This is a genomic window from Alistipes onderdonkii (genome assembly GCF_025145285.1).
GTDB lineage: Bacteria > Bacteroidota > Bacteroidia > Bacteroidales > Rikenellaceae > Alistipes > Alistipes onderdonkii.
In genome coordinates this window covers 2,651,919-2,664,656 of record NZ_CP102251.1, presented here as the reverse complement: position 1 = coordinate 2,664,656, position 12,738 = coordinate 2,651,919, and the positions used below count along the sequence as shown (strand labels likewise).

Genomic DNA, 12,738 nt, shown 5'->3' with positions numbered 1-12,738 from the left:
GCAAAAGTAACACTTTTTTTATTACTTTTGACAAAACAGACCTTTTTTTTATTCACAACTTTTTCGACATTTAGCACATTTTTTAAATTAACCGATTCAAAACCATAGGCTTATGAAATTGCTTCTGATCTCGAATTCGACCAACGCCGGGGAGGAATACCTCCGTTACCCGATGCCCGAAATCGGGCGTTTCCTGCAGGGCGTCAGCGAAATCGTATTCGTCCCCTATGCCGCCGTGACATTTTCCTACGCCGAGTATGAAAAAAAGGTGCAGGCACGCTTCTCGGAGCTGGGTATCCGCGTGCGCTCGGTACACCGGGCCAAAGACCCCGCACGCATGGTACGCGAGGCAGAAGCCCTGTGCGTCGGGGGCGGCAACACCTTCGCGCTGGCAAAAAAGATGCAGGAACAGGGGCTTATGGCCGCCATCCTGCGTAAAATCAAGGCCGGGACTCCCTATGTCGGCTGGTCGGCGGGCAGCAACGTGGCATGTCCCACCATCTGCACCACAAACGACATGCCCATCGTCGAACCGCAGTCGTTCAAGGCCGTCGGGGCCGTAAAGTTCCAGATAAACCCCCACTACCTCGACGCCAACCCCGAGGGGCACGCCGGCGAGACGCGCGAGCAGCGCATCCTCGAATACATCGAGGCCAATCCGCGGCGCTGGGTCGCCGGGCTGCGCGAAGGGTGCATGCTCCGCCATGCGGAGGGGAAACTCGAACTGATCGGCAAGCGCCCGATGCGCATGTTCCGCAAGGGCACGGAGCCCTTCGAAGTACAACCGGGCAGCGACTTGTCGTTCCTGCTCTGATTCCCGGCCGGAAGCGGTTCCGGCCAATAAATATATTTATATATAGGTATGAAAGTTCTGATAGCGGGCATGGGCCTCATAGGCGGCTCTTTTGCCCTCGCGTTGCGCGACCGCGGCATAGCGGACGAAATACTCGGCACAGACAGTTCCGGGGAGAACGCCGCCGAGGCGCTGCGGCTCGGGCTGGCCGACCGCATCGTGGCGTTCGAAGAGGGCATCCCGCAGGCCGACCTCGTGGTGCTGGCCACCCCCGTCGATACGATCCCCCTGATGGCCGTAAAAGCCCTCAACCGCGTGGAGGGGCACCAGGTCGTAATGGATCTGGGCTCCATCAAGGCCGAATTGTGCGAGGTGATCTCGATGCACGCCCGCCGCGGGCGCTTCGTGGCCGCCCATCCGATGTGGGGCACCGAATACAGCGGGCCGCGCGCCGCCCAGCACGGTGCCTTCACGGGGCGCAACGTCGTGCTTTGCGAGGCGGAGCGGAGCGACCCCGACGCGTTGGCGACGGCCGAGCGCATCTTCCGCACGCTGGAGGCGCCCGCCGTCTACATGGACGCCGAGGAGCACGACCTGCATGCGGCCTACGTGTCGCACATCTCCCACATCACCTCGTTCGCGCTGGCGCTGACCGTGCTCGAGAAGGAGCGCGAGGAACGGCACATCTTCGACCTGGCGGGCGGCGGGTTCGAGAGCACCGTGCGGCTGGCGAAAAGTTCGGCCGCCACGTGGGTGCCGATCATGCTGCGCAACAAATACAACCTGCTGGACGTGCTGCGCGAACATATCCACCAGTTGCAGATCATGCGCCGGATGATCGAGCGCGACGACGCCGAAGGGCTGAAGGCCGCCTTCGAGCGGGCCAACTCGATCCAGCGTATCATCCACTGACGGGCATGGGCACGACGGCCGAAACGGGGCGCGCGGGCGAACGCGCCGCAGTGGAGTACCTGCGCGGGGCAGGATACGAAATCTGCGCCCTCAACTGGCGCAGCGGCCGCTACGAACTGGACATCGTGGCCCGCAAGGCGGGAATCGTGCATTTCGTGGAGGTCAAGACCCGCAGGGCCGGCTCCCTGACACCGCCCGAGGCTGCCGTCACACCGCAGAAATTCCGCGCACTGACACGGGCGGCCGTGCGTTACCTGGCCGCAACGGGCGGGCAGGAAGAGGCGCAGTTCGACCTGGCGGCCGTGGACGTGATGCCCGACGGACGCATGGAGGTGCGCCTGGTGGAGCGGGCGATGGAATACAACTGGTAATTTTGCATTTCCGACAAATTATACTACCTTTGTCGCACTGAAAATGAAAGCCCTGCGTACAGGGCCGGAAAAACCCGGGCCCACCCGGCGAAAGTTAACGTATAGTACTTCAACACCGCAAACCGTAAACACCGATGTGGTTATATAATTTCGGTCTGACACTCTATGTGTGGCTCATCCGGCTGGTCGCACCGAGGCATCCGAAGGCACGGCTATGGATAGACGGGCGCAAAGACCTCTATAAACGCATGGCCGAGACCATCGACCCGACCGACCGCATCGTCTGGGTGCACGTCGCGTCGCTCGGCGAATTCGAACAGGGGCGGCCCATCATCGAACGCATCCGCAAGACCCATCCCGAATACAAGATCCTGCTCACGTTCTTCTCGCCTTCGGGCTACGAAGTCCGCAAGAATTACCAGGGTGTGGATTACATCTTCTACCTGCCGATCGACACGCCGCGCAACGCCCGCCGGTTCCTCGATGCGGCGCATCCCGAAATCGCAATCTTCGTAAAATACGAATTCTGGCTCAACCTGCTGCGCGACCTGCGCCGCCGCAAGGTGCGCACCTATATCGTCTCGGCCATCTTCCGCCGCAACTCGATCTTCTTCCGCCCCTACGGCGGCATGTGGAGGCAGGCGCTGGAGTCCTTCGACGTGATGTTCGTGCAGAACGAAGAGTCGAAAAAGCTGCTGGCCGGGCTGGGATTCGACAACGTGATCGTAGCGGGCGACACGCGTTTCGACCGCGTGGCCGAAATCGCCGCCGCAGCCAAACATATCGACATCATAGACCGGTTCAAGGGGGACAAACGCCTCTTCGTGGCGGGTTCGACCTGGAACCCGGACGAAGAGCTGCTGATCCGCCTGATAAACGACAACCCCGACGTGAAATTCATCGTGGCTCCGCACGAGATGGACGAAGGCCGCATGGCACGCCTCGCGGCCGAGGCCAAGGGCGGGACGCTCCGCTACACGCAGTGCACGCCCCACACGGCCTACGGGTCGAAGCAACTGCTGATCCTCGACACGGTGGGGATCCTGGCGTCGGTCTACGGCTACGCGACGTGGAGCTATATCGGCGGCGGGTTCGGCGTGGGGATACACAACACGCTCGAAGCGGCGACATTCGGGCTTCCGGTGGCATTCGGCCCCAACTACGCGAAATTCAAGGAGGCACGCGACCTGGTGACGCTCGGCGCCGCCCGTTCGGTGAAAAACTACGACGAACTGCGCACGTGGTTCATCCCCTTGCGCGACAACGAGGATTTCCTGCTGAAAACAAGCCGTATAGCCAAAGACTACACCACCCGTCACCAGGGCGCCACGAACATCATCGTCAAGACCATCTTCCATTAGCCGTCCCCAAAGAGGGGACTATCGGTGGCCCCCCCCGGAAAGGCCGCGGAAAAAGCCACGGAAAAGCCGCGGAAAAAGCCACGGAAAAGCCGCGGAAAAAGTCGCGGAAAAAGTCGCGGAAAAAGTCGCGGAAAAAGTCGCGGAAAAAGTCGCGGAAAAAGTCGCGGAAAAAGTCGCGGAAAAAGTCGCGGAAAAAGTCGCGGAAAAAGCCACGGAAAAAGCCGCGGAAAAGGTTGCCCGGCAAGCCGGCTTAAAAAATCACCCTCGTCAGAAATGCTTCTGACGAGGGTGATTTTCATTCCGGGGAACCGGCGGGCAGCCCCTTTATTTTTATGCCCGGCACGGGGCATGTCATTCATAGAGCGACTTGCAGTAGTCGCGCAGGGTCTCCCAGGGATAATAGGGGCCGCCGCCGATCGGCAGTTCGGCATCGCGCTCGTTGTGCAGCACCCGCACCCGCACGTCGCCGGTCTCGGGGTTGCGGAAGAAGATGAACTGCACGTTGGTCGCCATGGGCGATACGCGGTGTATCTGCCACACCCCGGCAGCTTCCTCGGCTGTCCATACGCGCCCGGAAGCCTCCCTGACGCCCAGGAGCGCCACCAGCGGAATGACGTTCACGTCGTGGCCGAAACGCAGCGAGGCCGAGAGGTTCTCCTCCCCCGCGACGACCCGTTCGGCAGTCTCCACGATATTGCGCAGCAGCGGCTTGGCATCGGCGATGATCGGGTCGCCGAAGCGCTTCGACGGGCCGAACATCACGTAGCGGCGGAAATTCTCGGCTTCCCAGGCGGCGTATATCTCCTCCTCGGTGAAGAGGTCGTAGAGCGAGATGCCCAGGTATTCGACGTCCTGCATGATGGCGGCCTGCGCCAACAGCTGGTTCATCAGTTTCGCCGGCCTTTTCACCTCGCGTTCCACGAAGGCGGGGTCGGAGAAGAGCGACGCCATCAGACGGGCGGGATGCGTGCGGGCATCCTGCAGGCTGTCGGCCACGGCACCGGATGCCTTTCGCTGGGAATTCAACCCTGCGCCGTTGCTCATATAAGGGATGTAGCGCTGGCTCGATTCGCGGGTCATCCGGATTTCGGGGTTCAGCTCCTTGAGGCGCTCGTTGAAGGCCGCCATGCTCAGGATGCAGCGCGGCACGAGCGTCGAACGGCTCTGGACAAAGCATTCGCGGCCGTCCCCGGTCGAAAAGACCTCGGGATAGGCCTTATACATGCGTTCGGCGATGCCCCGGTGTTCCGCCACGCCGCGGGGCGAGAGGTCGCCGTAACGATCCCGGGCATCGGCTGCAATGACCTCGACCTTAGCCAGCAGGTCGCGCCCCTTCGGGGTCAGCACCCCGGCCGAGTCGGCTTTGCGCAGGATACCCAGCGGCTCGGCATAGATCTTTTCCGAAGTATGCCAACGGCTGCCGTGGCGGCCATAGTGGCTGATGTAGAAGGGAACATAGCCCTTCGGGGCGGGTACGGCGGGGCCGGGCAGGTACTCGTACGAGTGGTAAATCCCGCCCGCGCGTTCGGGCATGGCGGCGATCTGCTCACGGGCGGTCTGGGCCGTGGCGCCCCAGAGGCCGAGCAGCAGGAACGCCGCAAGGAGCCTCATTTTCATGGTCAGTTTATTCATAGTCAGCATTTATGTGTCATTATTCCCAGTACGACCCTGTCGGTCTCGTTCATGCCGTCGCGGCCGATGGCCGTGAGGTTGCGGATGCACTTGTCGACATCCTCTTCGATGATTCCCTCGACGGGCGTCACGCAATGGCCGTCCATCGCCATCATGGCCGAGATCACAGCGGTCGAGACGCCGCTCGTGAGCTTCATGGAGCAACTCGGCTTGGCTCCGTCACAAATCATGCCCGTAAGGTTGGCGATCATGTTTTTCACCGCCGCCGCGACCTGCCCGTAGTCGCCGCCCATCAGGTAGGTAATGCCGCAGCTCGACCCCGTGGCGGCCACCACGCAGCCGCACAGGGCTGACAGGCGGCCGAGGCTCTGCTTGATATAGATCACCGTGAGGTGGCTCAGCACCAGCGCACGGATCGTCTGCTGTTCGGTGGCTGCGGTCTGCTCGGCGTAGACCACCACGGGAAGCGTCGCCGCGATGCCCTGGTTGCCGCTTCCCGAGTTGCTCATCACGGGGATCATCGCCCCGGCCATGCGGGCGTCGCACGCCGCGGAGGTATAGGACAGTATCCGCGAGAAGATGCTGTCGCCCATAATCTTCCGTTCTCGCTCGCAACGGAGCGTACGCCCTACGCAGTGGCCGAACTCCCCGGCGAAAGCCTGCTCGGCGGCGGCCTTGTTCAGGCGGCGTGTTTCGAGGATGAAGCGCAGTTCGTCGAGGGGCGCCGTCGTGGCGAACTCCCACACGCGGTGCAGCGTGAGGGGTACTTCGCCCCCATCCTCTTCGGCCGCCGAGGCCGTACGTTTGTCGAGCGTCACCTCGCCGTCGCGCTCGAGGTATACGAACGAGGTATGGCCGCCCGCGATCACCGCCGTGGCACAGTGCCCGGCGCCCCGGGCCTCGACCTCGATATAGAGTTTCTCGGCGATACCCTCCTTCAGGTCGATACATACGCGCTTTTCGTCGATATACCGGCGGCCCTGCTCCACGGCCCCGGGCGTCACGTCGCGCAATACCTCCAGCCGGTACTCCGAACGGCCGACGAGCGCCCCGAGCGCCACGGCGATCGGCAGGCCGATCATCCCCGTACCGGGGATCCCAACGCCCATGGCGTTCTTAAGGATATTGGCGCTCAGGCGCACGGCGACCTTTTCGGGACGCGAGCCGAGCAGTTCGGCTGCACGCGCCGTGCACAGCGCCACGGCGATCGGTTCGGTACACCCGATGGCGGGCACCACTTCGCGGTTGATGAGGGCGATGATACGCTTTCGTTCGTTCTGGGACAACATGGATGTTTTTTTACGGATGTTACAAAGATAACTATTTTTCGCTATTTTTGCATCCGACAAGCAAGACGCCGCCATGGAAAATCCGAAAAAACGCAACTGGAAAGTTCTCACGAGCGAATACCTCGCCCGCAAACCCTGGTTTACGGTACGCCACGAGAGCATCGAACTGCCCGACGGGCGCCGCATACCCGACTACTACGTCTTCGAATATCCCGACTGGGTGAACGTCATCGCCATTACGAAAGAGGGGAAATTCGTCTTTATCGACCAGTACCGCCACGGGCTGGGCGAAACGGACTATGAAATCCCGGCGGGCGTAGCCGAGCCCGACGACGCCTCGATGCTGGCCGCGGCACAGCGCGAACTGGCCGAGGAGACGGGGTACGGCGGCGGCCAGTGGCGCGAGCTAATGGTCGTGGCGCCCAACCCCTCGACGCAGAACAACCTGACGTACTGCTACCTGGCGACGGGCGTGGAACGCCTGGGCGAACAGCACCTCGATGCTACGGAGGACATCCGCGTGCACCTGTTCTCGGGCGCCGAGGTGCGCGACCTGCTCGAAAGCGGCCGCATCCGGCAGGCACTGATGGCCGCACCCCTGTGGCGTTACGCCGCGGAGTACGGCCTTTAGCCCCGAGGAAGACGGCCGGAGATACGGCCGTACCACGCTATTCGCAGGATGGAGCCCCCCGCCGGGTAGGTTTTTCCGGATTTGCGCGGAATTTGCAGGGTGAGGGGAAACGGAAAACAAAACCTGCACACCATGTATCTATCCATCGCCATCAAACTGCTGGTCGGAATGCTGGGCGTGATCTTTTTCCTGCGCATATCGGGGAAGACCCAGATGGCACAGCTCACACCCCTCGATTCGGTAAACTCGTTCGTACTCGGGGCGCTGGTCGGCGGCGTAATCTACAACCCCGACACCCCGGTATGGTATCTGGTATTCGCCTTCGCGGTGTGGACGGCGGCCAACGTCTCGCTGCGCTACCTGATGCGCTTCCACCGCATCCGCAGGGCGATCAAGGGCGACTCGGTGATGCTCGTCCGCGACCGCCGGCTGGTGATGCGCGAATTCCGCCGCAACGGGCTCGAAATGGAACAGTTCCGCACCATGCTGCGCGAAAACGGCATCTTCTCGATGTTCGACGTCGACGACGTGCGTTTCGAAACCAACGGGCGGATAACCATATCGCGCCGCAACGAACCGCCAGAATCGTACCTGCTCGTCAACGGGGGCAAGGTCATGGAAGACGCACTCGAGCGCAGCGGCAAGGGCAAGCGGTGGCTCCTGCGCCACCTCCGGCAGGCGGGGTACCCCGATGCGGAAAAACTTTTCTGCGTGGAGTGGACACCGGGACGCGGATTCTATATCGTCCCGCTGGAGGAACCCGACGGCCGGGATGCGGCAAAGGAGACGCTTTCGGCAGACTAAGGACGGAACAGCCGGAAACGGCCTTCAGGACAACACCGGGGAACGCGCCTTAGACAGCCCGTGCGAAAGGCCGTGACCGAACCCAGGACGGGACGGTGACAAGCTGGAAACGGAAGACCGGACGAGCCCCGGCAACAGCCCCGCAACAGCCCGTGCGAAAGGCCGTGACCGAGCCAAAGCCGGGACGGGCACAAAGCCGGGGCGCGCCATCCGACCGGCCATAGCCGCACCTGCGGACAAATAAAAAAGGGACGGCCTAAAAGCCGTCCCTTTTCCATTCCGGGGGCACACCGCTATTTGCCCACCGTCTGCGCCAGCGCAAGGAAGTAGCGGCCGGGATCGAGGCCGAGGGCCTCGAGCAGCTCGGCCTCGGGGGCGCTGCCGCGCGTGATCGACTTCAGGCCATGGCCTGCGGCGTAGAGGTTGACGTTCTCGGCATAGCCTGCGGCATCCTGCCCGCAAAGGTAGCGGACATGCCCGGCGGGGATATTCTTACCTTCATAGACCGACATGTCGGCCACATAAACCAGGTTGAGCGGCGCCGTAAACACGAACGGCTGCGCCCCGGCAAGGTTCCGGTGGTCGCCCTCCGTCACGCGCACCAGTTTCTGCCCCTTGGCATCGTAGCTGTAAACGCCCTCGGGGAAAAACGCATAAATGCGGATGGGATACAACGCCAGTGCCGAAGGTGCCGTGAGCCGTCCGTCCTGCGGGCGGTTGATGCCGCCAGCCGCCCACATTACGCCCGACAACTCCTCGAGCGAAAGGGCTTCGGGAGCATATTCACGCGAGGAGCGGCGGTTCTGCAACGCCTCGTTGATCGTCATGCCCGATTTCGGGTCGGGCTTCAGGAGTGCGATCTCCGGCCCGTGTTTCACTTCGGTCTTCGTTTCGGGAACCCGCGCCTGCTCCCCGGCCGTCTGCGTACCGCCGCATGATGCGAGCAGCAGCGCCGCACATGCAAAAATCTTCGTAGTCATCTCTTCTCAATTTTACAGGTTTCATGGCAAATATAAAAATTCAACCGGAAAAACGTTATCTTTATACCGAAAAAAATCTGCCGGGAACATGAAAACGACAAGCATTTACACCCTCTTTTTCTCGCCTACCGGGACATCGCGGAAAATCGCCGCGGCCGTGGTGCAGGGGATGACAGAAACGGAAGGGACAGCCACAGAAGAGTCTGCCGGACACAACGCGGACGCGGCGCAGGCACCCTCTTCCGGGCAAGTCCCGGGAGCGGGCCCCGCAGCGGCGGCGGCACCGGAACCTGCCGCCGGGAACGGGGGCGAAACGAAAAGCATGCACGGGGAACCGACAGTCACGGCCATCGACCTGACCCATCCCGCCGGGTACCCCGCCCCGCTGCCGGGCGAAGCCGTCGCCATATTCGCCGTGCCGGTTTACGGAGGGCACGTGGCGCCCGCAGCCCTGGAACGCCTGCGGGAGATCCGCGGCGAAGGCACCCCGGCCGTCGTTCTGGCCGTCTACGGCAACCGCTCGTTCGGCACGGCCGTCGCAGAGCTCGCCTCGTTCGTCGCGGGACGGGGATTCGTGCCCGTAGCGGCAGGGGCATTCGTCGGCGAGCATTCGTACAGCACGCCCGAAACCCCGATCGCACAGGGACGCCCCGACGCACGGGATCTGGCTGCCGCCAGGGCATTCGGGGCTCAGGTGCGCGAAAAATTAGCAAAAACAGAGCCTTCCCCCGGCAAGAACCCGGAAACGGCATCCGACACCGCAGCAACCACCCGGGCAACCCAAACCGGCAGCATGGATGCAGCCAAGGCCCCCGCAACGGGCGCCCTTGTCCCCATCGACCCCGCGAAACTGCGCGAACCGCGTACGCCGCTCCTCCCGAAGCTGCGCTTCATCCGGTTCGTACTGGGATACCGCCGCCGGCAGAAACGCCACCCCGTCGTCCTGCTGCCCGAGGGAGATGCCGCACGCTGCACGCAATGCGGCCGCTGCGTCGCACTGTGCCCCACGCAGGCCATCGCACGCGGCGACGAGCTGCACACCGACCCGGCACGCTGCATCCGCTGCTGCGCCTGTGTGAAAGGGTGTGCCTTCGGTGCCCGCACATTCCGCACGCCTTTTGCAGCAGCCCTCGCCCGGAATTTCGTGCGGCAGAAACCGCCCGTGACCTTATTGTAACCCTTACCACCGCATGATCGAACACCTCCCGCAGCCCTCGCCCGCAGAGCTGGACGCACTGACCGCCCTCTGGGAGGCCTCCGTGCGGGCGACGCACGATTTCCTCGGCGAGGAGGACATCCCCTTCTTCCGGCAGATGGTTCGCAACGAAGCGCTGCCGGGTACAATCCTTTATGTCATAAGGGAATCCGAGGCCGGAACCAATCGATCGGGCGATGCATGCGGGAGCGGCGGCGCATACGCCGGGGCAGAGAAGACCGGAGGCTGCCGCAGAAAATCCGGCGGGGCAGGAAAATCCGGCGGGGCAGGAAAGTTCGGCGGGTTCACCGCCTTCGCAGGCGTCGCCGGCGATATGCTCGAAATGCTGTTCGTCGCCCCCGGGGCGCGGGGCAAGGGATTTGGCCGGCAACTCGTGAACTACGTCACACGGCACTGCGGCGTGCGGCGGGTCGACGTCAACGAGCAGAACCCGCAGGCCGCGGGTTTCTACGAACGGATGGGATTCCGCACCGCCGGGCGCGACGCGGCCGACCCCTCGGGCCGGCCCTACCCCATCCTGCATATGGAACTCGGACACGCCCCGCACACCGGACTCGTGAAGATCCCGAGCCTGCCGACCGACCGGATCGGCATCGGTTTCCGGGCGGAAGTGCCCGGCACGGATACGGAAAAACAGCCCTGACGGAAAGTGCCGGCCGGCAAGCCCGGTTGCTACGATTTCACCCCTGCCGGAGATAGCTCCGACAGGGGTGATTTCCATTTTCGGGGAGCGGGCCGACAGCCCGCCCGGCACCATCGGCGGTGAAAGGCGGGATTCCCGGACAGGGAGGGGGGGGGCTATCGCATGTATCCCGTAACGGTCAGCGGGGCATCGCCCACCTCGGCCGTGATCTCCGTCGTTTCGCCGCGGGCGTTCTCGTAGCGGAACGTATAGGACTTGCCTTTTTCCAGCAGGAACCTCAACGCATCGTTCATGTCCTGCCTCGGCCCAGCCGTGCGGCCTCCGCCCATCTGCTCGGCACCGCAGAATACATCGACATTGGCCGCCACGCGGGCGTCCGAGCGTCCTTCGTGCGCCGCACTGTCGTACATCACGAAAGTCACCGTCGTATGCCTTCCCTGCGCCACGAGGGCCTGCTCGTAGGATGCATAGAGGTTGCGGTAACGCTGCGAGACATCGACCCCGTGCACGTCGCGCGAACGCTCGTTCCACACCATCGGGAACCAGTCGCCGGTCGGCCGGAACGACACGGCGAAGATGCCGTGCGTACGGTCGTCGAGCGCCCGCCCGGCATCCGAAAGGAACCAGGCATGGTCGAGCCCCGAGGGGTAATATTCCGTGAAATACCAGCGGCCGTCGATCCATACCTCGACCCAGCTGTGGTTGCCGCGGTCGTCGTGCCATGCGGGCGTCCCGGCGAAACGCGCCGGGATTCCCGCCGCGCGCAGGGCGTCGACCAGCAGCACCGAAAGCCCCGTACAGGAAGCCATATGCTGCCGCATCGACTCGGCAGGGCTCTGGTTGGTCTTTTCGCGGGCGGTGTTGTACTCCACCCCGACGTCGGCCGCGATATTCCGGTTCACGGAGTCGATCGCAGCGCGGATGTCGCGGCAAAGCGCCACGCGCCGGGCGAAGCGCGGGTAGAAATCCGCCCGCCAGCTGTCGCGCACCTCGTCCACGGCGGCATAGGGCAGCACCTCGTTCAGGAAGACGGAATCGGGCAGCGCACGTGTCCAAGGGTAGTCCCGGCGGGCACGGTAGGCATATTCCACATTCTCGCGCAGCAGGTCGAGGCGCATCGTGTCGCGGTCGCCCCGGGGCATGTGGGCGATCAGAAAGGCCATCCCTTCGCGCTGCTCGCGCGGGGTTTGCCGCAGCAAATGCCGCAGGCTGTCGGCGCGCGGGCAGCCGGCCAGCGCGGCATCCAGCAGCGGTTCGTATCCGGCGGGGACACCGCAGCCGTAACGGCCGCAGGCACAGAGACACGCCCCCAGCAAAAGGAAGATGATGCGTTTCATGGTTCGAGCAGGGTAAGTATTTGTCGGATGAGCCGTTCGTCGGCACAAAGAAGATCGTATTCGGAAACATCGCCGCAGCCGCCCATCGAAACATGCGGGTTGCGGAAAACCATGCCGCCCGGACGCACGCTGCGGGCGCTGAAATGCACGGCATCGACGCCCGTGGCCGCCAGCTGCCGCACATTCGAGGGGTTGACGCCGCTGCCGGCCATCAGTTCGATGCGCCCGGCGGCCTGCGCCACCAACGCCCGCAGCGTGTCGATGCCTTCGACGGCCGTATTGCGGCCCCCCGAGGTCAGGATCCGGCGGCATCCGGCAGCCACCGTCGCTTCGAGCGCCTCCTCCAGGTCGCACGCCATGTCGAACGCCCGGTGAAAGGTGGTCTGCATCGGCCCCGCCTCGGCGACCAGGGCAGCCGTACGCTGCACGTCGACCCGCCCGTCGGGGGTGAGCACGCCGAAGACCACGCCGTCGGCGCCACATTCGCGGGCGAAGCGCACCTCTTCGAGCATTTGGCGGAATTCGGTATCGGAATAGAGGAAATCCCCGCCGCGGGGACGCACCATCACGCTGAGCTGCAACCCTCCGATACGGCGCGCCATACGGATGGCGGCAGCCGAAGGGGTCGTGCCGCCCTCGTAAGGGGAGGCACACAATTCCACGCGCGTGACACCCGCACGGCGGGCAGTCTCGCACGCCTCGACGCTGTAGGCGCAAAGTTCGGTCGTCATACGACAAAGGTAAAAAATCCGCACCGGAAAAACAAGCC

General features: G+C 63.5%; 13 protein-coding genes. 8 read left to right on the top strand and 5 right to left on the bottom strand.

Annotated elements, in window-relative coordinates; translation table 11 throughout:
* Window positions 1-112 precede the first annotated feature (112 nt).
* The 4 genes from pepE (at window position 113) to NQ559_RS10690 (ending at window position 3,437) form a co-directional block, all read left to right on the top strand.
* Entirely contained in the window at window positions 113-814 is a 702-nt protein-coding gene (pepE, locus tag NQ559_RS10705) for a dipeptidase PepE (protein ID WP_018694936.1), read from the top strand.
* 48 nt (window positions 815-862) lie between these two features.
* Window positions 863-1,705, top strand: a complete 843-nt coding sequence (locus NQ559_RS10700; protein ID WP_018694935.1) for a prephenate dehydrogenase — start codon at window positions 863-865, stop codon at window positions 1,703-1,705.
* 5 nt (window positions 1,706-1,710) lie between these two features.
* A complete protein-coding gene (locus tag NQ559_RS10695) occupies window positions 1,711-2,076 on the top strand; it encodes a YraN family protein (protein WP_018694934.1) in 366 nt (121 codons plus the stop codon).
* 134 nt (window positions 2,077-2,210) lie between these two features.
* Window positions 2,211-3,437 (top strand): 3-deoxy-D-manno-octulosonic acid transferase, encoded by a 1,227-nt coding sequence (locus NQ559_RS10690; RefSeq protein ID WP_018694933.1) that lies wholly within the window; start codon window positions 2,211-2,213, stop codon window positions 3,435-3,437.
* A 351-nt stretch (window positions 3,438-3,788) separates the two neighbouring features.
* On the opposite strand, the gene NQ559_RS10685 is transcribed toward NQ559_RS10690, so the two are convergent.
* Window positions 3,789-5,078: a histidine-type phosphatase gene (locus tag NQ559_RS10685; protein ID WP_018694932.1), complete on the bottom strand. Its 1,290-nt coding sequence runs from the start codon at window positions 5,076-5,078 to the stop codon at window positions 3,789-3,791.
* Window positions 5,072-6,358: an L-cysteine desulfidase family protein gene (locus tag NQ559_RS10680; protein WP_018694931.1), complete on the bottom strand. Its 1,287-nt coding sequence runs from the start codon at window positions 6,356-6,358 to the stop codon at window positions 5,072-5,074. The genes NQ559_RS10685 and NQ559_RS10680 overlap by 7 nt, the downstream gene beginning before the upstream one ends.
* Before the next feature lie 73 nt (window positions 6,359-6,431).
* On the opposite strand from NQ559_RS10680, the gene NQ559_RS10675 reads away from it, so the two are divergent.
* Together NQ559_RS10675 and NQ559_RS10670 are read left to right on the top strand one after the other, a co-directional pair.
* Window positions 6,432-6,989, top strand: coding sequence for an NUDIX hydrolase (locus NQ559_RS10675; protein WP_018694930.1), 558 nt, complete (start codon window positions 6,432-6,434; stop codon window positions 6,987-6,989).
* 132 nt (window positions 6,990-7,121) lie between these two features.
* A complete protein-coding gene (locus tag NQ559_RS10670; RefSeq protein ID WP_018694929.1) occupies window positions 7,122-7,793 on the top strand; it encodes a DUF421 domain-containing protein in 672 nt (223 codons plus the stop codon).
* 293 nt (window positions 7,794-8,086) lie between these two features.
* Here the strand turns inward: NQ559_RS10670 and NQ559_RS10665 are convergent, their stop codons facing one another.
* Entirely contained in the window at window positions 8,087-8,773 is a 687-nt protein-coding gene (locus tag NQ559_RS10665) for a SagB/ThcOx family dehydrogenase (RefSeq protein ID WP_018694928.1), read from the bottom strand.
* Between the two features lie 88 nt (window positions 8,774-8,861).
* Here NQ559_RS10665 and NQ559_RS10660 point away from each other — a divergent pair, with 88 nt between their 5' ends.
* Complete coding sequence (locus NQ559_RS10660; protein ID WP_018694927.1) at window positions 8,862-9,950, top strand: 4Fe-4S dicluster domain-containing protein; 1,089 nt, start codon at window positions 8,862-8,864, stop codon at window positions 9,948-9,950.
* Window positions 9,951-9,963: 13 nt separating this feature from the next.
* Window positions 9,964-10,632 (top strand): GNAT family N-acetyltransferase, encoded by a 669-nt coding sequence (locus NQ559_RS10655; protein WP_018694926.1) that lies wholly within the window; start codon window positions 9,964-9,966, stop codon window positions 10,630-10,632.
* Between the two features lie 155 nt (window positions 10,633-10,787).
* Here NQ559_RS10655 and NQ559_RS10650 read toward each other — a convergent pair whose 3' ends face one another.
* Window positions 10,788-11,969, bottom strand: coding sequence for a transglutaminase-like domain-containing protein (locus tag NQ559_RS10650; protein WP_018694925.1), 1,182 nt, complete (start codon window positions 11,967-11,969; stop codon window positions 10,788-10,790).
* Window positions 11,966-12,700, bottom strand: coding sequence for a copper homeostasis protein CutC (locus NQ559_RS10645; protein ID WP_018694924.1), 735 nt, complete (start codon window positions 12,698-12,700; stop codon window positions 11,966-11,968). The genes NQ559_RS10650 and NQ559_RS10645 overlap by 4 nt, the downstream gene beginning before the upstream one ends.
* Between the last annotated feature and the right edge of the window lie 38 nt (window positions 12,701-12,738).